Below are 21,985 nucleotides of genomic sequence, written 5' to 3' on the forward strand. Positions count from 1 at the left end.
AACATGATGACCAAATTAGAGTTTTCTGATTTCTTATTACAGTTTATGAGCGAATCCGATTGGAGACGCTCCAAAGTTTTTTTTAACAATTTAATCGGGAGAAGAACGGTATCTAACCTTTTTTGGGGGGCACAATACGGACTTCTGCCTTTTTTTAATTTGTTTAAACATCTGTCAGCCACTGATTTCCAAAAAAGTTTACACGCTTTAAGCCAACAAGGATTGATCCTTTATCAAGATAATAAAGTACGGTTAACTAAACAAGGCGTCAAGCAAAAGCAAATCTTTACGCCAATAATCGCGCTTTTTAAATTTAAGGGTATAGGCTTATATACAAACATAGAAACTGTTCAAAGCTGTATCCAATTAGCTGTTCAAATCACTTCAGAATTTGCCTTTCAAAATAATCGTTACTATCCTATACAGGCGTCGGGGCAAATTATGAATTTTTGTAAAAAGTGGTTTTCACAAAACAAATCGCGTACCTTGCCTCAACAATTAGAAAAAGAACTTAGTATTTTTTTGGCTAAGCTTAGTGATGACGATGCTAATGCATTTGCTAATCGCTTTATTGGCCATGAAAATTATGGTTTAACCGATCAACAGATAGCTAGCGCTCTAGAAATATCTAATTTTGATTGGGAACTTAAAAAATTAGATTTAATGACCCAGTTTATCAGTTGGACCCAAAGTGATTCGGACCAAGCGCCATTGTGTGCGCAACTGGTAGCTCCTTGGCTAAAGCAAACTCCGGTTTCAATGAGCAGCGATTTATCTTATCAACTTTTTCTAAAATACACTAATTTAGATCGAGTTGCACAACTACGACAAGTTAAACTTAATACGATCAAAGAACATCTCTTGGAAGCAGCTATTTTATTACCGGATTTTCCTTTTACACAACTCTTACCGGCTTCATTTCCCGACAAGGTTTTATCATACTTAAATGCTACACCACCACAGCAGTGGCAGTTTGCTACCGTCGTGCAGCTTGATTCTAAAATTTCTTTTTTTGAATTTCGCTTACTTCAAATTCAGAGAGGTCCCATTTCATATGTTGATTAGTGATTCACAAATATTTACTTTATTGAGAGAAAAGTTTGGCTTTTCAGACTTTAAAAAAGGACAACTTGAAGTTATTCATCAGTTAATGGCAGCAAAAAATGTCTTGGCTGTTTTACCAACAGGAACGGGCAAATCCTTAATTTATCAATTGTTTAGCTATTTAGTCAATAAACCAATTATTGTGATTTCGCCATTGATTTCTTTAATTGATGACCAAGTCGCTGGTTTAAATCGATTGGGAGAAAAACATGTAATTGGTTTAACATCCAAATTAGATCACGAACAAAGACGTTTTGCGCTACGCCATTTAAATACTTATCGTTTCATTTACCTGTCTCCGGAAATGGCAAACCAGCCTGAGGTTTTAGCAACACTTAAAAAGTTGCAATATGGTCTATTCGTCGTGGATGAGGCGCACTGTCTTTCACAATGGGGACCTGATTTTCGACCGGATTATTTGAAACTAAAGGATCTTTTATCCCAGTTGAATTCGCCAACAACACTTATGCTAACCGCAACTGCTACCGAAAGTGTTCGCCAAGATATCATCAAGAAGATGGGATTTACTGATAGCACCGTTCAAAAAGTTGTTTATTCTGTTGACCGTCCAAACATATACTTGGCCGTTGAGCATTGTGACACCTCTAACGCTAAGGATGAAAAATTAATGACCTTACTACAAACTTTAGAGGGGTCTGGTATTATTTACTTTTCCAGTAAAAAAAAGGCCAATCGAATGACTGAATTAATATCACAAAAAACAAATCGATCTGTGGCAGCTTATCATGCGGATGTTAATTTGGATGATCGTTACCGCATTCAGCAGCAATTTATGCAAGGAAGAATTGATATTATTTGCGCTACAAGCGCTTTTGGGATGGGAATTGATAAAAATGATGTTCGCTTTGTGATTCATTACCACATGCCAGGGAACCTTGAAGATTACCTACAAGAAATTGGCCGTGCTGGAAGAGACCAATTGGCTAGTATTGCAATTTTACTTTATACAGCAGGCGACGAATACATTCCTAGTACACTTAATCTAGCTACCTTCCCAAAATTGGCAAATATTCAGACTTTTTTTGAGAGGCCAGAAAGTCGTGATTCATTTGAACCTGATCAAAAACAACTTTTAGACTTTTATCGTCAGCAAAACGTTTCCGTAGATGAAGTGAATGAGATTTTTGAGGTACGTCAACAGGCCAAACAGACAAGTTTGCTACAAATACTAAATTTCGTTAATGAAGAAGCGTGTTTACGTGCTGATTTATTGGCCCATTTTGACGAACCAGCACCCGTTCATGATTCTAAATGTTGTGGAATTGATCAGGCACTATCAGCCATTAAGGCTTTGGGACTGGATACTAAGAAGCAATCAGTCCCACCGTCATATAAAACATTGAACCTTATTTCTTGGCAATCTCGTTTAACACAACTTTTTCACCGAAAAAATGAACATCAAAATTAGACAATATGGTACAATTGTGCTGGTAGTTTTTTCGAGGAGGAATAAAAATGCATCAAAATAAAGATAATAGTTCTGAAGAAAAGCAAGCAAACGATTCACAAGACAACGCGCCTTCAAGACGAGCTAATCGAAAGTCATATCGATACACGAAACTCATTGTTACCGTTGTAGGAATTGTTATTGTCCTGCTATTCATTTCACCAATTATTGCCTACATGCACAACCAAAACAATTTCAATCGACCTCAAACAGACGCTCAGATTGCTTCTTCAAAAGCGAAATCTCGCGCTTCTAGTCGCGCTATAGTGGAAAAAAATGCTAAGACGCAAGCCAGTTCTGCTAATGCAAGTCGTTCTAAAGCAAAAAAAGCTTCCAGTCTCGCGGCTGCTAAAAGCAGTTCTTTAGCTGCGACAAGCTCGAAAACCTCAACTAGTTCTGCTGACTCCAGTTCTAAAACAAGCAGTTCAAGTTCTTCACAAAGTAGTCAAACCGAAAAGAAATACGTGACGGTTCCAGCTGGTGAGGGACTTTATCGGATTGCAGTCAATAATGGCATTACTCAACAGAAACTAATGGAATTAAATGGGTTAACGTCAAGTTCAGAACTAAAACCAGGTCAACGTTTAAGGGTGAAATAATCAATTGAGGAGTCGTTTATAACATGAATAAGCAGCACATACAAGTTGCCATTGATGGTCCAGCATCTGCAGGAAAAAGTACTGTCGCAAAATTGGTCGCAAAGAAATTTGGATATGTCTATTGTGATACAGGCGCCATGTATCGTTCAGTCACATTAAAGGCGATGCATGAGAAAATTGACTTAACTGATGAAACTAAGATTGTAGCTATGCTAAAGCAAACCAAAATAGCATTCACTCCCGGTGATCCAGTGCAGCATGTGTTTGTCGATGACATTGAGGTCACAGATGATATTCGTCAACCGGAAATCACCAACTCTGTTTCTACCGTAGCCAAATTAGCTGGTGTCCGACATGAACTGGTTAATCGGCAACGAGAAATTGCGGATGTGGGGAATATTGTGATGGATGGTCGGGATATTGGCACTGCAGTATTACCAAATGCACAAGTTAAAATTTATTTGATTGCCAGTGTTTCAGAACGTGCAGAACGTCGATACAAGGAAAATATTAGTAAAGGGATTAATACTCCCTTAGAGCAGTTAAAAAAAGAAATTGAAATTCGAGATCAAAAAGATTCAACCCGTAAAGTATCTCCTTTGACGAAAGCTCAAGATGCCATTGAAGTTGATACGACTTCAATGAGTATCGATCAAGTAGTTGAAAAGATCACGAAAATCATCAATGAACGAATAAAATCGGAATTCTAATTTATTTAACTAGCTTTTATCGTGAATTTCGGCTATGATAGAATAGTATAGTGTTGTTAAGGAGGAAATTCGTAATGAGCGAAAACGAATCAGGTCAAAATAATGATTTATTAAACGCACTGAACAGTGTGGAAGAAGTAAAAATCGGTGATGTTGTAAAGGGAGAAGTCCTAGACATTGACGACGATAAACAAGTAATTGTGGGAATTGAAGGTACTGGTGTTGAAGGTGTTGTACCATTGCGTGAGCTTTCTACAACTCATATCGATGATATTAATGATGCCGTTAAAGTTGGTGATAAGTTAGATCTTGTTGTTGTTTCCAAAATTGGTAATGACAAAGAGGGTGGCAGTTACTTACTTTCTCATCGACGTATTGAAGCTCGCAAAGTTTGGGATGACATTCAAAAGAAGGCCGATGATGGCGTTGAAATTGAAGCACCTGTTACTCAAGTAGTTAAGGGTGGTTTGGTTGTTGATGCTGGTGTTCGTGGCTTCATTCCTGCCTCAATGATTGAAGATCGCTATGTTGAAGATCTGAATGCATACAAAGATCAGACATTGAAATTGAAGATTATTGAAGTTAACCCTGCAGAAAACCGTTTAATTCTTTCACATAAGGCTGTTGTGCAAGAAGAAAACGCTGTGAAACGTGAAGAATTAATGTCTCATTTGACTGCTGGTGATGTTGTCGAAGGAACTGTGGCACGTTTAACTAACTTCGGTGCTTTTGTTGATCTTGGTGGTGTTGATGGATTAGTTCATGTTTCAGAAATTGCTTATGAGCATGTCAACAAGCCTTCCGACAAATTGAAAGTCGGCGAGAAAATCAATGTGAAAGTTCTTTCAATTGATGAAGATCGTGGTCGTATTTCATTGTCATTGAAGCAAACATTGCCTGGACCTTGGGATGATATTGAAGAAAAGGCACCAGCAGGTTCTGTATTAGATGGAACCGTAAAGCGTCTTACTGATTTCGGGGCTTTTGTTGAAGTATTCCCAGGTGTGGAAGGATTAGTTCATATTTCACAAATCTCTCACAAACACATTGATAATCCTAGTGATGTTCTTAAAACTGGTGATCAAATTAAAGTTAAGGTTTTGGAAGTTCATCCAGATGCACATCGTTTGGCACTTTCAATTAAGGCTTTAGAGGAAGCTCCTAAGTCTGAACCAAAACAACGTAATACTCGCAACAACCGTTCTTCAGCTAATAGTTACAAGAATGATGCACCTGAGGAGAGTACTGGTTTCACATTAGGTGATTTAATCGGTAACGAACTTAAGGGTAGTCAAGAAGACGACGAAAAGTAAGTTAACATAACAATTATTACTGAGGCTGTGATGATTTCACAGCCTTTTTTATAAACTAGAAAGTGAGGTTTTACTATGGCAAATCCAATTGTTGCCATTGTTGGCCGTCCCAATGTGGGAAAATCAACAATCTTCAACCGAATTGTTGGCGATCGTATTTCGATTGTGGAAGATACACCAGGTGTCACACGAGACCGCATTTACGCACATAGCGAATGGATTGGACATGAATTTAGTGTCATTGATACTGGTGGTATAGATATCAGCGATGAACCATTTGTGAATCAAATACAGGATCAAGCCGAAATCGCTATTGATGAGGCTGACGTCATTGTCTTTCTTGTAAGTGTTAAAGAAGGCATTACTGATGCCGATGAAAAAGTGGCTCGCATTCTTTATAAAGCGAAAAAACCAGTTATTTTAGCCGTTAATAAAGTCGACAATGCCGAATTAAGGCAGGAAATTTATGATTTTTATAGTTTAGGCTTTGGAGATCCTTATCCTATTTCTGGTAGTCATGGATTAGGATTAGGGGACTTGTTGGATGCCATTGTAAAAGAGTTTCCCCAAAATGAGACAGATGAAGAGGATCAATCTATTCGGTTTAGTTTAATCGGTCGTCCCAATGTGGGAAAATCTTCATTAGTAAATGCAATTTTGGGTGAGGACCGGGTCATCGTCTCTGATATTGCAGGAACCACACGCGATGCCATCGACACCAAATTTACGACTGAAGATGGTACCGATTTTACGATGGTTGACACCGCAGGTATGCGTAAAAAAGGGAAAGTTTACGAAAACACTGAGAGATACAGTGTCATGCGCGCAATGAAAGCAATCGACAACAGCAATGTGGTATTAGTTGTGCTCAACGCAGAAGAAGGTATCCGTGAACAAGATAAACGTATCGCCGGTTATGCTCACGAAGCTGGCCGTGGGATCATTATCGTGGTCAACAAATGGGATACTCTCAAAAAAGATAATCATACCTTGAATGAATTTGAAGCTGGAATTCGCGAACAGTTTGCTTATTTAAGTTATGCACCCATTATTTTTGTCTCTGCCGTCACAAAGCAACGACTATCCCAGTTACCTGAATTGATTGCGCGTGTTGACCAAAATCATCGTCGTCGGGTTCAGTCTTCAACGCTGAATGATGTCTTAATGGATGCTATTGCTATTAATCCAACCCCAAGCGATAACGGCAAACGATTACGCGTTTACTATGGCACTCAAGTTAGCACAGAACCACCGACCTTTGTCATTTTCGTTAATGATCCAGATATGATGCATTTTTCTTATGAACGTTTTCTTGAAAATCGTATACGAGAAGCGTTTGATTTTTCCGGGACACCAATTCATTTAATTAAACGACATCGTAAGTAATTTCTTAAAAATACATGTTTTTTTAACGAAAACGCTTCTTTTTTGGGTAAATAGCATGAAAATCCTTGTCATAACGGACTTCCTGTGATATCTTTGAAATTGAAATAATACCGTTCAGGGTTATTGTTTCGTTGATCTTGGACCACTCAGGATTAACAAGCTTGATGATTTAGGTCATCAATGTAAACTTACCTAGGAGGTGAATCACATGGCAAATAAAGCTCAATTAGTAGATGATGTTGCATCAAAAACTGGCTTAACTAAAAAGGACGCAGCTGCAGCTGTAGATGCTGTATTTAGCTCAGTTCAATCCACTTTAGCAAAAGGCGAAAAGGTTCAATTGATCGGTTTCGGTAACTTTGAAGTACGTCAACGTGCTGCTCGTAAGGGACGTAACCCTCAAACTGGTAAGGAAATTCAAATTCCTGCTAGCAAGGTTCCTGCATTTAAGCCAGGAAAAGCATTGAAGGATGCTGTTAAATAATCTTTCATTATTTTATCTGTGATCCAGCATAACAACTGTTATGCTGGATTTTTTAATTTAAAACACTTACTATAGAGATACTGAATTTCCAATAATGAAGGGTGAAAAATATGAGCTACTCACAACAAGCACTAGAAAAAATTGAGAATGGCGACATTAAAGAGGCCAATCGATTATATGCCTGGGCATTACGTAAAGATGACGATGATACTCTTAATAGTTTTGCAGAAGAACTATATAGCCTTGGCTTTGATAATAAGGCTAAACGCATTTATGAAAATCTGTTAAAGAAATATCCTGATGAAGATTCTCTCCATGTTAATCTTGCCGATATCGAAATTGGTCAGGGAAACGCAGATGGTGCTCTGCAACATCTGGCATTGGTCAAACCAACTTCAGACGCTTATTTGCAATCTCTGCTTGTTTCAGCCGACTTATATCAAACGGAGGAATTATACGAGGTCAGTGAACAAAAGCTGTTAGAAGCTCAAAGAATTGCACCTGATGAGCAAGTGGTCCTCTTTGCGCTAGGTGAGTTTTATAATATGATGCAGAACTACAAAAAGGCTGCTAGTTACTACTTAACTTTGATTAAGCAGGGCGTTTTGTCTCTTTCAGCTGTTAATCTTGTGGCACGGCTGGCCACTGCATACGCTGGTATGGGTAAATTCGAGACCAGTATGGCTTACTTTGAACAAATTAAAGCAGCTGATAAAACACCGGACATCCTCTTCCAACAGGGATTTGTCTATTTACAACTTAAAAATTACGATCAGGCCATTACGTTACTAACGCAACTTCGGGATACCAATCCTGACTATGTTTCACTTTATCCCATTTTAGCAACGGCCCAAGAAAAAAATGGTGATCATAAGGCGGCTTATAAAACCATCCAAGAGGGTATTGGGTTTGATGAATATAACGAAGATTTATTCATTCAGGCAGCCCAACTGGCAAATGAATTACAAAAGCCTGAAGATGTTGAAAAAAATTTAAAGAAAGCACTAGCCATCAACCCTGAACAAATGAAAGCCGTTGTTCAACTGAGTAATTTGTATATTCAACAAAACCGTTTCCAAGCAAATTTCGATTTACTGAAACCTTATATTCAAGAAAACGATTTGGATCCTCAGATTTATTGGAATATTGCCGTATCCGATGAACATTTAGAAAAATTTGTTGAGGCTAAAGAGGCTTACCAAAATGCATATCCATTTTTCACAAATAACGCTGACTTTTTACATGCTGCTGTTTATTTTTTCCGACAAGTAGGGGCCCAAGAATGGGTTTTAAAAAGCTTACACGCTTATCTCAAGCTTGTTCCTGACGATTCTGAATTCAGTGACATGTTAAACGAATATGAGTCCAATGACTTTTGAGATTCACAGTTAAGTTGTGATAAGATAGATGAGGCTGTTTTAAATCTATAAATCATGATCGAGGAAAAGTAATGAACGCTGAACAATATAAAATTAAGGACTATTCACCAAAATTCGCCAAAAAAACCGTTACCGTCATGCGCAAGGTTACACAGCGCGCTTTCGGTGAACTGGCTGACGACAGTTTTGATAAACAGGTCAATCATTTCAAGAACGTCATCGCTAAACAGTATGCGATGCGAATCGTCACAAGCTTTAACGAACGCACAATTTATGGGGTCGTAATTTTTGATCAAAGTCATCTGATTGAGCTTCTGGTTGATCCGGCTAAGAAAAATTTAGGCATCGAAGCACGTTTGTTAAAAATAGTTCAACAACAAAGTCAAGGTGTTCTTGAATGTGATACGGCCAATCGGCAACTTAAACGGTTTTTAATCCAAAACGAGTTCCAAGAAGTCGCTGCGGATCATCTGATTTGGCGCCAAACTAGTCTATAAATGGAGAGATATGAATATGAGTAACCAAATTTATCTGGCAGCACCTTTTTTTAGTCCCAAACAAGAAGAACGGATTCGTACGGTTCAAAATTTACTCGCAAAAAATCCCACATTAGATAAAAAGAATATTTTTATTCCTATGGAACACCAAATGGAAAGCGAGGAATTTGGTTCATTTCGTTGGCAAACCGGTGTTTTTGGCAGTGATATGCGACAAGTACACCGTGCCGATGCAGTTGTTGCAATTCTTGATTATAAGCTAGACGTTGATGGTCTTAACCAGCCTGACAGCGGTACGATTTTTGAAATTGGAGCTGCTTTTGAAGCAAACATTCCAGTAATTATGGTACAGTTTCAACAAGATCAGGAATTAAACTTAATGCTATCCAGAAGTTATACCGCATTTTTTAACGGCAGTGACGCCATTAAGCAACTAGAAACTTATAATTTCAATGATTTACCAACCATTTTCAGTGATGTTAAGGTCTTCTAATTTAAAAATACCGCATATACACAGTTAACAAATTGTGCACATGCGGTATTTATTTTAAGAAATTTTCTTACCAGAAGGGGAGTCATAAGTAAATCCTTCACCAATTACTTCATGAACGTCAATAACCGAAATAAATGCATGGGGATCGATTTCATCCACAATCCGTTTGGCCTCACTAAGTTCATTCGATGCCAATACACAAAAAACCATTTTCTTTTCGTTTTTTGAATACGCGCCTTGAACATGAACGAAACTTGCTCCTCGTTGGAGTTCGTCCATCAACTGGTCTGCGATCAACTGGTAACTTTCACTAATAACCAAAATGCCCCTTGCGGCATATGAGCCTACTTGGGTAAAGGTCACAATTCGAGAAAAGACGAATGCTGCCAACAAAGTGTACATCATCTGACGCACATCGATATAACAAAGCGAAATTGTCAGCACAACGGCATCCAATGCAAATAGGGTTTGACCCATGGGAATGCCTCTTTTTTGCTCAATAATGCGAGCAATAACATCTGTCCCGCCGGTTGTTCCTCCAAATCGATAAACCAGACCACTTCCAAAGCCGCCTGCTAGACCTGCTAAAATACCTGCAATAAACATATCGTGGCCAATGTCAATGTTAATAGGAACACGTTGCCAAATCCATAACCACATAGATAACATCAAAGTGCCAAAAATTGTGTAGTACAAAGCACGTTTTCCTAAAAAGCGGTAGCCAATTGCTAATAAGGGTATATTAATCAAAATGGTCGAATAGGCAGGATCAATTTGAAATAACGCTCTAAAAATTAGCGTAATCCCTGTCGCACCACCTTCAGCCAAATGATTGGGAATATTAACTGTGGCTAAGCCAAGTCCGTATAAACTACAGCCAACCATAATCATAAAAAGATCTTTAAAGCGAATGGGTTCTTTTTTAATCATTTTTTCACCTACTTTACCCCAATATCATAACATACTGAACATGTAAACTAACCGTATGCATTTTAAAAAAACACGGTTTCTGTTAAGATTGAGACTAACAGAAAAAATTTGAATTTTAAAAGTTTAGGTTGGCGAATTTGAATATGAAAATTAAAAAATTACCTTCAGAATTTAATGCGGCCCGTCCTGTTCTTCAAACAATCGAAAAAGCAGGTTTTGAGGCTTATTTTGTGGGTGGCAGTGTTCGTGATACCATCTTAAATGACCCCATTCATGATGTTGATATTGCCACTAGTGCGTATCCATCAGAAGTTAAGGCACTATTTAAAAAAACTATTGATACAGGTATTAAGCACGGGACAGTCATGATTCTTGACCATCACGAAAAATATGAAGTCACCACTTTTCGAACTGAAAGTGGTTATCAAGATTTTCGTAGACCAGATAAAGTCACTTTTGTACGTTCTCTTTCTGAAGATCTGAAAAGGAGAGATTTTACAGTTAACGCGTTAGCACTAAAAGAGGATGGCACGATCATTGATCTTTTTTCTGGATTAAACGATCTTGATAATCACATCTTGCGAGCCGTTGGCAAACCCGAGGAACGTTTTCATGAGGACGCACTCCGCATGATGCGTGCCATTCGTTTTGCTAGCAAACTTGACTTTACGATTGAAAGAAACACCCAAGAAGCTATCAAACATCATGCGCCACTCCTCAAAAAGATCGCCGTAGAAAGAATTTTAGTAGAATTCGAAAAAATGATGATGGGGCAAAATCTAATTAAAGGTGTTCAATATTTCATTGAAACTGGACTTTTTCAGTACTGCCCTGGCCTTAAAAACCAGCAACAAGCTTTAAAAAAGCTCCTACACATAAATCCTAACGCACAATTGACAAACACTACGCAGGTCTGGTTACTCATTTGCCGAATACTCAAACTGTCGCCTAAGCAAAGCCATCAATTCTTGAGAAATTGGAAGACCTCTAATGAACTCATTGCATCCGTTGAACAAGGCTTGAGATTAGCAGATGCTATTGATAAGCATCAGGTCAACGAATTAATCCTTTTTCAATCTGGCTTATTTGTAGTTGAGCAAACTACCGCCGTTTTGGCTCTGCTTGATCCAAACTTCAAAGCAGATGATCCAATAAAGGCATACCACAAGTTACCAATTAAGTCCCAACAAGAATTAGCCATTAATGGCCGTGACTTGTTACAGGCTCAAATTATCAGTCCGGGACCTCGACTAGGTAAAGTTTTAACCGACTTACGGGATGAGGTACTGACCAACCGGATAAAGAATGAAAAATCCATCTTAATTTTAGAAGCCCAAAAACTACTTTTAAAACTGGAAAGTGAATAGCACATGCAAACTTTAAAGGCAGAAAATTTAACAGAAACATACGGAACTAAAATTCTTTTTGATAAAATCAATTTTTTGATTAATGAACGTGATCGAATTGGATTAATTGGAACTAACGGAACCGGAAAAACAAGTCTTTTAAATGTCTTAGCAAAAATTGATCCACCAGATGAAGGTACTCTTGAAACACCTAAGAATTATACAATTGGTTATTTGCAACAAGTCCCTAATTTAAATGAAAAAATGACTATTTTAGACGCCATTTTTGCAGGTTCACAGACGGTTTTTAAAACCATTCGCTATTATGAAAATGCACTGGCTGCCTACGCCAAACAACCGCAAGAACCAGAAGTTCAGCATCGATTCGAGTTAGCTGAACAGCAAATGAATCAAGAAGATGCTTGGGATGCAGAGAGCAACGTCAAAACTATTTTAACCCAATTGCATATCACCAATCTTGATCAAAGGGTAGGAACCTTATCTGGGGGTCAGCAAAAAAGAGTGGCGCTCGCTCAAACGTTAATCCAAGCGCCGGACTTATTGATGTTAGATGAGCCGACTAATCACTTGGATTTTGATTCAATTGCTTGGTTGGAACAGTATTTAGCAGCGTACAAAGGTGCTCTTTTGATCGTGACCCATGACCGTTATTTCTTGGACCAGGTTGCTAATCAAATTTGGGAGCTGTCTTTCGGAAAACTCTACCAATATCCTGGTAACTACCAAGCTTACGTTGCGGAAAAAGCTACTCAAGAGGAGCAAAACACCATTCAGCAACAAAAGGCCAACCGACTTTATAAGCAAGAACTTGCTTGGATGCGCAGAGGCCCACAAGCACGTGGTACGAAACAACAAGCTCGCATCAACCGTTTTGAAACACTAAGTCAAGCGGTCAACGCGCCTGAGCAAAAACAGACTAATATTGCTGTTCAACTTGGGCAACAAAGGTTGGGTAAAAAAGTTATCCAGTTGAAAGATGCTTCGCTAAAATTAGGCAAACATACTATTTTGAAGTCGTTTTCTGAACTGATTCAAGCTGATGAGCGAGTTGGCATTACTGGCAATAACGGAACAGGGAAATCAACCTTGCTAAACGTCATTGCTGGCATCCAAAAATTGGATGAAGGAATACTAGACATCGGAGAAACGGTCAAGTTAGGCTATTATACACAGAAAATTGAACCTATCCTAGAGGATAAGCGAATTATCAGTTATCTAAGCGAAATTGGATCAGGCGTTTTAAATGCCAACGGTGAACACATTAGTGTGACAAACTTGTTGGAACAATTTCTTTTTCCTCGTTCTATGCATGGAACACTGATACGCAAGCTATCTGGTGGTGAAAAACGACGCTTATATTTATTAAAGATTCTTATGCAGCAGCCCAACGTTTTATTATTAGACGAGCCAACTAACGATTTAGATATCGGCACCCTAACTGTTTTAGAAGATTATTTAGCCCACTTTAAGGGAACTGTCATTACCGTTTCTCATGATCGCTACTTCCTAAACAAAGTTGCCAATCATTTACTTATTTTTGATGGTAACGGCAAAATTGAACGTTTTACCGGCAGATTTACCGATTTTCTGACACAAAGCAACGGCAATGCACAAGCCAGCATACCCGAGAATACAAAGCACGTCGTTTCAATGACTCAAAAACAGGCCCCGAAAGCACCAGACAAAAAAGTAAAATTAACTTACGCTGAACAACTTGAATGGCAAAGTATTGAATCTGAAATTGATCAGTTAGAAAACCAAAAGGCAGAACTACAGACACAAATGAATGATAGTGGGGAAGATTATGGGCACTTAGCTGATCTACAAAAACAGGTTGAGGAATTGGATGAAAAAATCGACGCAAAAATGAACCGTTGGGAATATCTAAGCGAATATGCAACTGACTAGTCATGAGGAGGATAACAATGTTAGAACAACCATATTTGGATTTAGCAGCCTATGTTTTGAAAAAGGGAAACTTTAAAAATGATCGGACAGGAACCGGAACGTACAGTACCTTTGGTTATCAAATGCGATTTAATTTAGAAGAAGGTTTTCCCTTATTAACCACGAAAAAAGTTCCCTTTGGCCTTATCAAAAGTGAATTAATGTGGTTTCTTCATGGTGATACAAACATTCGTTACTTATTACAGCACCACAACCACATTTGGGATGAATGGGCTTTTAAAAAGTGGATTCAAAGTGACGCTTATACGGGACCGGACATGCACGACTTCGGACGACGATCATTAAAAGATGCCAAATTTGCGGAGGCCTATCAGGAACAAAAGAAGATCTTTGATCAAAACATTTTGACCGATGACACTTTCGCCAAAAAATTTGGTGACTTGGGAAACGTATATGGAAGTCAGTGGCGTGCATGGAAGACTTCCACTGGTGGAACAATTGATCAAATTAGTGACATCATTCATACGATCAAAACGAATCCCGATTCAAGAAGAATGATTGTTTCAGCCTGGAATCCTGAAGATATTCCTGCTATGGCTTTACCGCCTTGTCACACAATGTTTCAATTTTACGTTTCCGAGGGTAAGTTAAGCTGTCAGCTTTATCAAAGAAGTGGTGATATTTTCTTGGGTGTACCATTTAACATTGCAAGTTATGCCTTATTAACCTGCTTAATTGCAAAAGAAACGGGCTTAAAACCAGGAGATTTCATTCATACACTTGGGGATGCACACATTTACGCAAATCATCTAGAGCAAGTGAAAACGCAATTGACTCGTACCCCAAGGAAAGCACCAACTTTGGAAATTAATGGGGATGCCAAAAGCATTTTCGATTACGACGTGAAAGACATTCAATTAAAAAACTACAATCCGTACCCGGCTATTAAGGCACCAGTGGCTGTCTAAGTCGAAAGAAAGGGAAGGGCAAATGTTAGCTTTTGTTTGGGCTGAGACTAAAAATGGCATAATTGGAAGTGATGGTAAGCTACCCTGGCATATACCTGATGACATGCATTATTTCAAGGAGTTAACCACGGGACATCCCGTTATCATGGGTCGCAAAACATTTGAGTCTTTTGGAGGCAAACCGCTTCCCAATCGGCTCAACATCGTTTTAACGAGAAAAGACACGTTGAAAGAGACACAAAACCTAAAAGTGTCGCATTCTGTCAAAGAATTAATAGAGACGTACGCTTCTTCTCAGAAACTTATATTTGTCATTGGTGGCCGTGAAATTTACCAGCAGTTTTATCCATATGTAACCCGGCTTTATCGAACGTACATTGATATGACAATTTCCGGGGATACAAAAATGATTCCTATTGATTATAAACAATGGTGTTTAGTTGCCTCTCATCATGGCGTGGGCCCCGCACAGCAGCCGATTCCACACACTTTTGAAATTTATGAACGCAAAATTGATCTTAAGAACCACTGATGAAAATCGACGAATTCTCTGTTATAATCAATTCATAAACATAACTGTGTAGAAAGTGTGAATTTCAATGTCAAAAATTAAGATTGTCACTGACTCATCATGTGGCGTTACAGATCAAGAAGTAAAGGATTACAACATTACGATCGTTCCATTGACCGTGATGATCGATGACACCATATATGTGGAACGGGAAACCATTTCAAACGAAGAGTTCTTAACTAAAATGCAAAATTCAAAAGCTTTACCAAAAACAAGTCAACCACCAATTGGTAAGTTTGTAGAGGTATTTGATCGTTTAGGTGCTGATGGTAGTCAAATCATCTGCTTTAATATGTTAGAAGCGATTAGTGGCACCGTCCATGCTGCTGAACAAGCGGCACAACTTTCCAAAGCAGACGTGACAGTTGTAGATAGTCAAACGACTGATCGCGCACTAGCTTTTCAGGTTATTGAAGCAGCCAAACTTGCTCAACAAGGTAAGAGTCGCGACGAAATTATTAAAGCAGCTCAAGATATTCGTGATCATACTAAGTTATATATGGGCGTTATGACACTTGATAACTTAGTAAAGGGTGGCCGGATTAATCGAATGACCGGAATGATTAGTGGTTTACTCAACATTAAAATCGTCCTGCAGGTCACGGAAGGTGAACTCAAGGTCGTGGCCAAGGGTCGTGGCATGAAGACGATTAGTCGTTTCTTTGATGATGTTTGTGAAAAAATGGCAAAAACGCCTAACGTTAAAGCAATCGGCATTTCTCATGTCGGCGCCTTAAAAACTATCGCACCAATTAAGGCTAAGATTCAGGAACTTTTCCCAGACATTAAAATTCTGGTTCGCGAAACAGTTCCGATTATTGCAACCCATGGTGGTCCGGGTGCCTTTGCCTTAATGTATTATACTGGTGATTAAGTCGTAAATTAGCGGGACAATTGGTAGACACTACAAAACTACCATTTGTCCCGTGTTTGTATGATTAATAATGAATCAAGGAGTAAATTTATGAAGAAAATGATCGATTGGATCATCATGCTAATTGTTTTTGTCATGATCGTTGCAATGGTCGTTTTGGGCCTAAACTATTATTTCCCTAAATCTTCTCCAAATGAACAACAGACAAACACAGCCAAAGTCACACGTAAGCACAATAACGTGCAAAAAAGGCAAGTTCGGGTCACCGCATTAGGAGATTCACTTACTCAGGGAGTTGGTGATTCGAAAACAGATCAGGGTTATCCCAAGCGATTACAAAACAAGCTTAAAAAGACGTATCATGTTAAAGCAAAAGTATCTAACTATGGCATTGCAGGAGAACGCAGCGATCAAATTTTAAAGCGCGTCACTGAACAGTCGAAATTGCAAGCTTCACTGAAAAAAGCGGATGTCATTACTTTGACCGTGGGTGGAAATGATCTTTTTCAGGCCCTTCAAAAATATTCAACAGCATCTGAAGGGGAATTTACGTTGGCTGCTGAACGTTTAAATATTAAGTACGCAACTCAAGTACAACGGCTTCTAAAACAAATTCGGCATTACAATGCAGATGCTCCGATTTTCGTATTTGGAATTTATAACCCGTTTTTCGTTTATTTCCCTAACATTACGCAAATTAATCGTGCCGTAACTAACTTCGATGAAACAACTAAGGCAACGGTGTCTCAAGCGCACGCAGCATACTTTATCTCCGTCAATAAACTACTTTCACAAGGACAGTATCAAAGTTCTAAATCCTTAGCCGATTTAAAACAAAGTTCCGATGCCAAATCAATCGGTGACATGCAAATTAGTAAAGTAGAAAAGAATTTGGCAAATACTAAAGAAAAGAATATCTATTTGACTAGTACGGATCATTTTCATCCTAATGCAAAGGGCTATGACCAAATGACTCGTCTTTTATTAAGAAGTATGCGTATTCATGACAAGTGGCTTTATAAGGAATAAAATCATGCAAAATAAAAAAGCACAATTAACAAATAAACATCTCAATTTATGGAAATGGGCATTTATAATCCTATTGGCATTCCTCGTTGCCTTAGGGATCTTTTTTAAGATGCGGATCGCTAACACACCAATTCCAGAATCGAAAAGTGCGCAAGTTGCCACTCCAGAAAGTTCATTTAATGTCACCCTCAATAAGAAGCAGCTAAATGCACTAATGGCAGCGTATTTAAAACCCTATCAAACCAATAAAGGATTTTCTTATCAACTACGGGTCAATAAACAGGTTTTTCTGATGGGCAAGGTAAAAGTATTAGGAAGCCATGTCAATTATGCGCTATCTTTAGATCCAAAGGTGACAACAAATGGTAATATCAAATTAAAAGCTGACCATCTCGCAATTGGCGCACTAAGTATTTCGCCTAAAATGGTCTTAAGCTATATCGGTTCCAATTATAATTTGCCAAAGTGGATTTCAATAAAAAATAAAACCATAACTTTGAATTTACAAAAAATAAAAACACCAAACGGCATCTATTTCCGTGCTAAAAAATTGGATATCGCAGCTAATAAATTTATTTTTAGTGTCAATATTCCTAAACAAGATTAGAGGCTTAATAATGACCAAAACATTTTATCAATTTTTGATGACACAGCGAAATCCAGAAAGTTATGATCCCATAGCTGAATTCGCAAACAACGCTTTTTTTGATCAGTCTTTTCCAAAACAATCGACTGATTTCAATGAAATTTCCAAATATTTAGAACTAAATGCTGGGTACTTACCAAGTATGACAATTTTTGATGATACTTGGCAAAAGTATCTTGAAACAAATACACATGCATAATAGGAAGGTACTGAATGACTAATAAAAAACCAAAAATGGTAAAAAAAGCGACTTTAATCTGGTCAATTATCATCTCTTTAATTGTAGGCGGTGGTCTGGCGTACGGAATAGCTTACTTTCAAACTCGAGCTATTGTTTCACAAGCCCAAGCCACAAGTACCTCAATGCAAAAAATTCAGTCTGTTTATGCGACGATCACAGGAAATTATTACAAATCTGTTGATACCTCCAAGCTAACCAATGGCGCAATTAAGGGTATGATTTCTGCTCTGAACGATCCATTTTCAGAATATATGGATAAAACCGAAGCAACAAGTTTGAACAACCAAATTTCTTCTAGCTTTTCTGGGATTGGCACAGAGGTTCAAAAAGCTGATCAATATATCAAGATTATTTCCGCAATTAAAGGGACTCCTGCCAAAAAAGCTGGGTTATTACCGGGCGATCTCATTACGGCCGTTAACGGAAAATCACTTGCTGGAAAATCAATCACTCAGGCTGTGAATCTGATGCGGGGTAAAATCGGTACTAAAGTAACGGTCACAATCAAACGCGATGAAAAAACATTTAATCAAACCCTAACTCGAGCCAAGATCCCGGTTAGCACAGTTAATTCAAAAGTTGTGGCGCATCACATTGGCTATATACAAATTACGTCTGTTTCTCAACGGACAGCTTCTGAATTGAAGAAAGCTTTAAAACAATTAGACGAAAAACATGTCAATTCATATATTTTAGATGTCCGCGATAATCCAGGTGGGCTAATGGATCAAGCCTTAAAGATGTCGTCGATGTTTTTAAAGAATGGCAAAACCATCATGCGTGTTCAAACTCGAGATGGTAAGCAAGAAATTTATAAGGCAAGTAAAAAATACGACGATGGCTACAAAGTTACCAAGCCAGTTGCTGTTTTGATGAACGGCGGAAGTGCTAGTGCTGCTGAGATTTTTGCTGCCGCTTTGCACCAATCTGCTCATGCACCTTTAATAGGTACACAATCCTATGGAAAGGGTACAGTTCAAACAGTTAGTGACTTTAGCGATCAAAGTGAGATGAAGATCACTATTGCTAAATGGTTAACGCCAAATGGCACTTGGATCAACAAGAAGGGACTAACGCCAACAGATAAAGCTGATTATCCCAAGTATGCTTACTGGCAATTAATTGATACCAAGAAAACTTTCGTATTGGGAGATGTTTCATCCCAGGTAAAGACATTACAACGGGAATTAAATGTTCTCGGCTATTTCAAGGACAAAATGAACGGTTATTACGGCCGAACAACTCAGGTAGCTATTCAAAACTATCAAGAAAAAGCTGGTCTTCCAGTAACTGGAAAAGCAAATTCAAAAACTATTTTAAGTATTGAAACAAAGGTCCAATCAAAAGTTGCGAAGCACGATAACGCCTTGAAACGGGCACAGTCGATACTTAATAAATAACCAAGGAGGTAAACATGGCAAATATTCAATGGTATCCAGGTCATATGGCGAAAGCTATTCGTGAGATCCAAGAAAAATTACATTTGGTCGATATTATTTTTGAACTTGTAGATGCCCGGATTCCAGAGTCTTCACGTAATCCTAAGGTAAAAGAAATCATCCAACAAAAGCCACATCTCTTAATTCTTACAAAAAGTGACTTGGCTGACCCTTCAATCACTAAACAATGGTTAGACTATTATCATGCACAAGGGCAATATGCCATTGCTGTCGATTCTCGTGCACGGACCATTGAACGCGATATTCAAGGGCCTGCGCAAACTATCTTAGCGCAACGTTTACAAAATCAAACGGAACGCGGCCTAAAAAAACAAACGATTCGGGCCGTTTGTGTGGGTATACCAAACGTGGGCAAGTCTACACTGCTCAATCATCTGGTCAATAAAAAAATTGCCAAAACGGCAGATCGTCCCGGAGTGACTAAAAATCAACAATGGTTAAAGTCTAAAAACGGGCTAGCTTTGTTAGATACACCGGGTATCCTGTGGCCAAAATTTGAAGACCAATTGATAGGTCAAAAATTGGCTTTTACTGGCGCTATCAAAGAAAAATTGTTTGCAAGCGACGATGTTGCCTTATTTGGCTTGGCTTTTTTCATCCAACATTATCCAGAGGTATTAAAAGAACGATATAGATTGACAAAAACTGACCTAGAATTAGCCACGCCAGACTTACTACTAAAAATAACTAAATTTTTAGGCATGGGAGATGACTATGACCGGGCAAGTAATCGCATCATGCTAGACGCAAGAAAGGGTAAGCTCGGTCGATTTACATTAGATCGAATCGAGGACTTTGACCATGAAACAAACGATCACAATTAAAGCTCTAAAGGCACAACTTGCAAAAGTTACACAAGATTCTGATCCACTTTTCGAACAATTTCAAAATGATTCTAGGATAGGTGTTCAAACACTATTGAAACAAACCCACCGTCATCTTCATCAACAGCAGCTGGCAATGGTCAAATTTCAACAGCGCCTAAAACTGGAACATGAGGCTTGGCAACACGGTATCAATTTTGTTGCTGGAATTGATGAAGTAGGTCGGGGCTGCCTTGCTGGTCCAGTCATTACCGCTGCCGTAATTTTACCGCATGACTTTAATTTAATTGAAGTGAACGATTCTAAGCAATTGTCGATGGAAACACGACAACGTCTTTATCCCCAGATCATTGAACAGGCGGTTGCTGTAAATATTGGGATTGCTTCACCACAAGTGATTGATCAAATTAATATTTTACAAGCTACTAGACAAGCCATGAAACAGGCTGTACTAGGCCTATCTGTTCGTCCCGAAAAACTACTAGTTGACGCAGTGGATATTCCTATAAATATTCCTAAACAAAGAATGTTTAAAGGAGACGCTAAGAGTGCTAGTATTGCTGCTGCCAGTATCGTAGCCAAGGTCTATCGTGATCATTTAATGGCGATATATAACGACTTGTACCCTGGTTACGATTTTGCCCACAATGTTGGCTATGGCACTGCTAACCATTTGCATGCCTTGCAGACTCTAGGCGTAACACCTATTCATCGGTTAACGTTTGCACCTGTCAACAAATTCAAATAATTAGTTTCTTTTTGCGTATTTTGCCTTTGAGGTGAAAAATTTGCAAATAAGAAATTTTCTATTAAAATTACATTTATGTCAGGGGATAGGCTGTCACGGTGAGCTTCAATTCTGGCGTTGGTGGCGAGCACATCATGAGCCGGGAGATGAATGTTACCTGACCGCAAATGATTTGATTGCTCTAAAATGTGTGAGTGCGCAAAACCAAAAAAAATTTTCAAGTGCTTTTTCTTCAGTTGCTTTGCAAGAGTTGCTAGAAACTCATTTAGAGCAAGTAAATTATTTAACCATTGCTGATCCGCAGTACCCTGTTCAATTAAAAGAAAGTTATTTAGCTCCAATATGCCTTTTTTACCAAGGGTCATTGGAGCTTTTACGTTTTCCTCTACTTAGCATCGTAGGGGCGCGCTTAGCAGATCACTATGGTGCAACCAGCTTGTCCCAACTAATACCACCGGTTGTCAAACGTAATATTGTGGTTGTTAGCGGCCTAGCTGCTGGAATTGACGCCATGTCACATCAGGAAACGCTACGAAACGGCGGCCGAACAATTGCCGTAATCGGAACTGGACTAAATCGCTCATATCCTAAGCAAAATACAGCTTTACAACAATACATTGGAAAAAATCAATTGCTGTTGACCGAATACCCTTTGAACTCAGGTCCTAAACGTCATCATTTTGTAGAGCGTAATCGTATCATTGCTGGGCTTTGTGAAACTTTGTGTGTCATCCAGGCTAAACAACATAGTGGTAGCTTAATTACCGCCAACTTAGCGCTGCAAAATAACCGCAATGTCTTAGCCGTTCCAGGTAAAATTACGGATCCGCTTTCCGCTGGTTGCAATGAATTAATCGTAGCGGGTGCAAAGCCAGTTTTGAATTCACAGCATATAATAGAAGAATTTAGATTTGACAGAATTCAGAATATGAAATACGATTACTAGGAATTAACAGCGATTATCGATCTTAAGATAAGATCAAGTT

23 protein-coding genes are annotated in these 21,985 nt (G+C 38.6%); 22 read left to right on the forward strand and 1 reads right to left on the reverse strand.

Features of this window, described 5'->3' with window-relative positions; all coding sequences use genetic code 11:
- Positions 1-3 precede the first annotated feature (3 nt).
- The 10 genes from IV80_RS00665 (at position 4) to IV80_RS00710 (ending at position 9,433) form a co-directional block, all read left to right on the forward strand.
- Complete coding sequence (locus tag IV80_RS00665; protein WP_057748031.1) at positions 4-1,065, forward strand: helix-turn-helix domain-containing protein; 1,062 nt, start codon at positions 4-6, stop codon at positions 1,063-1,065.
- Positions 1,055-2,533, forward strand: a complete 1,479-nt coding sequence (locus IV80_RS00670) for a RecQ family ATP-dependent DNA helicase (RefSeq protein ID WP_057748035.1) — start codon at positions 1,055-1,057, stop codon at positions 2,531-2,533. The genes IV80_RS00665 and IV80_RS00670 overlap by 11 nt, the downstream gene beginning before the upstream one ends.
- A 47-nt stretch (positions 2,534-2,580) precedes the next feature.
- Complete coding sequence (locus tag IV80_RS00675; RefSeq protein WP_057748038.1) at positions 2,581-3,171, forward strand: LysM peptidoglycan-binding domain-containing protein; 591 nt, start codon at positions 2,581-2,583, stop codon at positions 3,169-3,171.
- A 23-nt stretch (positions 3,172-3,194) separates the two neighbouring features.
- Positions 3,195-3,881 carry a (d)CMP kinase gene (cmk, locus tag IV80_RS00680; protein ID WP_057748040.1) on the forward strand — a complete coding sequence of 229 codons (687 nt, stop codon included), beginning with the start codon at positions 3,195-3,197 and terminating at the stop codon, positions 3,879-3,881.
- A 74-nt stretch (positions 3,882-3,955) separates the two neighbouring features.
- Entirely contained in the window at positions 3,956-5,194 is a 1,239-nt protein-coding gene (rpsA, locus tag IV80_RS00685) for a 30S ribosomal protein S1 (RefSeq protein ID WP_057748043.1), read from the forward strand.
- 75 nt (positions 5,195-5,269) lie between these two features.
- Positions 5,270-6,580 (forward strand): ribosome biogenesis GTPase Der, encoded by a 1,311-nt coding sequence (der, locus tag IV80_RS00690; RefSeq protein ID WP_057748047.1) that lies wholly within the window; start codon positions 5,270-5,272, stop codon positions 6,578-6,580.
- A 208-nt stretch (positions 6,581-6,788) separates the two neighbouring features.
- Complete coding sequence (locus tag IV80_RS00695) at positions 6,789-7,064, forward strand: HU family DNA-binding protein (RefSeq protein WP_057748050.1); 276 nt, start codon at positions 6,789-6,791, stop codon at positions 7,062-7,064.
- A 110-nt stretch (positions 7,065-7,174) separates the two neighbouring features.
- Positions 7,175-8,443 (forward strand): tetratricopeptide repeat protein, encoded by a 1,269-nt coding sequence (locus IV80_RS00700; RefSeq protein WP_057748052.1) that lies wholly within the window; start codon positions 7,175-7,177, stop codon positions 8,441-8,443.
- Between the two features lie 71 nt (positions 8,444-8,514).
- Positions 8,515-8,940 carry a hypothetical protein gene (locus IV80_RS00705; RefSeq protein ID WP_057748055.1) on the forward strand — a complete coding sequence of 142 codons (426 nt, stop codon included), beginning with the start codon at positions 8,515-8,517 and terminating at the stop codon, positions 8,938-8,940.
- A 16-nt stretch (positions 8,941-8,956) separates the two neighbouring features.
- Positions 8,957-9,433, forward strand: a complete 477-nt coding sequence (locus tag IV80_RS00710) for a nucleoside 2-deoxyribosyltransferase (protein ID WP_057748058.1) — start codon at positions 8,957-8,959, stop codon at positions 9,431-9,433.
- Positions 9,434-9,487: 54 nt separating this feature from the next.
- Here IV80_RS00710 and IV80_RS00715 read toward each other — a convergent pair whose 3' ends face one another.
- The gene (locus IV80_RS00715; RefSeq protein ID WP_057748061.1) at positions 9,488-10,363 is read right to left on the reverse strand and encodes a YitT family protein; all 876 of its coding nucleotides are present in this window, start codon (positions 10,361-10,363) and stop codon (positions 9,488-9,490) included.
- Between the two features lie 143 nt (positions 10,364-10,506).
- Here IV80_RS00715 and IV80_RS00720 point away from each other — a divergent pair, with 143 nt between their 5' ends.
- The 12 genes from IV80_RS00720 (at position 10,507) to dprA (ending at position 21,945) form a co-directional block, all read left to right on the forward strand.
- The gene (locus IV80_RS00720; protein WP_057748064.1) at positions 10,507-11,730 is read left to right on the forward strand and encodes a CCA tRNA nucleotidyltransferase; all 1,224 of its coding nucleotides are present in this window, start codon (positions 10,507-10,509) and stop codon (positions 11,728-11,730) included.
- Positions 11,731-11,733: 3 nt separating this feature from the next.
- Positions 11,734-13,638, forward strand: coding sequence for an ABC-F family ATP-binding cassette domain-containing protein (locus IV80_RS00725; protein ID WP_057748066.1), 1,905 nt, complete (start codon positions 11,734-11,736; stop codon positions 13,636-13,638).
- Positions 13,639-13,655: 17 nt separating this feature from the next.
- Positions 13,656-14,606: a thymidylate synthase gene (locus tag IV80_RS00730; protein ID WP_057748069.1), complete on the forward strand. Its 951-nt coding sequence runs from the start codon at positions 13,656-13,658 to the stop codon at positions 14,604-14,606.
- A gap of 22 nt (positions 14,607-14,628) precedes the next feature.
- Positions 14,629-15,138: a dihydrofolate reductase gene (locus IV80_RS00735; RefSeq protein ID WP_057748072.1), complete on the forward strand. Its 510-nt coding sequence runs from the start codon at positions 14,629-14,631 to the stop codon at positions 15,136-15,138.
- A 67-nt stretch (positions 15,139-15,205) separates the two neighbouring features.
- Positions 15,206-16,051, forward strand: a complete 846-nt coding sequence (locus IV80_RS00740; protein WP_057748075.1) for a DegV family protein — start codon at positions 15,206-15,208, stop codon at positions 16,049-16,051.
- Between the two features lie 90 nt (positions 16,052-16,141).
- The gene (locus tag IV80_RS00745; protein ID WP_057748080.1) at positions 16,142-17,080 is read left to right on the forward strand and encodes an SGNH/GDSL hydrolase family protein; all 939 of its coding nucleotides are present in this window, start codon (positions 16,142-16,144) and stop codon (positions 17,078-17,080) included.
- Between the two features lie 4 nt (positions 17,081-17,084).
- Positions 17,085-17,687 (forward strand): YpmS family protein, encoded by a 603-nt coding sequence (locus tag IV80_RS00750; protein ID WP_057748083.1) that lies wholly within the window; start codon positions 17,085-17,087, stop codon positions 17,685-17,687.
- Between the two features lie 10 nt (positions 17,688-17,697).
- Complete coding sequence (locus IV80_RS00755) at positions 17,698-17,925, forward strand: YozE family protein (protein ID WP_057748085.1); 228 nt, start codon at positions 17,698-17,700, stop codon at positions 17,923-17,925.
- 14 nt (positions 17,926-17,939) lie between these two features.
- Complete coding sequence (locus IV80_RS00760) at positions 17,940-19,367, forward strand: S41 family peptidase (protein WP_057748088.1); 1,428 nt, start codon at positions 17,940-17,942, stop codon at positions 19,365-19,367.
- 14 nt (positions 19,368-19,381) lie between these two features.
- Positions 19,382-20,251, forward strand: a complete 870-nt coding sequence (gene ylqF, locus IV80_RS00765; protein WP_057748090.1) for a ribosome biogenesis GTPase YlqF — start codon at positions 19,382-19,384, stop codon at positions 20,249-20,251.
- Complete coding sequence (locus IV80_RS00770; RefSeq protein ID WP_057748093.1) at positions 20,229-20,999, forward strand: ribonuclease HII; 771 nt, start codon at positions 20,229-20,231, stop codon at positions 20,997-20,999. The genes ylqF and IV80_RS00770 overlap by 23 nt, the downstream gene beginning before the upstream one ends.
- Before the next feature lie 31 nt (positions 21,000-21,030).
- Entirely contained in the window at positions 21,031-21,945 is a 915-nt protein-coding gene (gene dprA, locus IV80_RS00775) for a DNA-processing protein DprA (protein WP_236699548.1), read from the forward strand.
- The last annotated feature ends 40 nt before the right edge of the window (positions 21,946-21,985 follow it).

The organism is Pediococcus cellicola, assembly GCF_001438655.1.
Lineage (GTDB): Bacteria > Bacillota > Bacilli > Lactobacillales > Lactobacillaceae > Pediococcus > Pediococcus cellicola.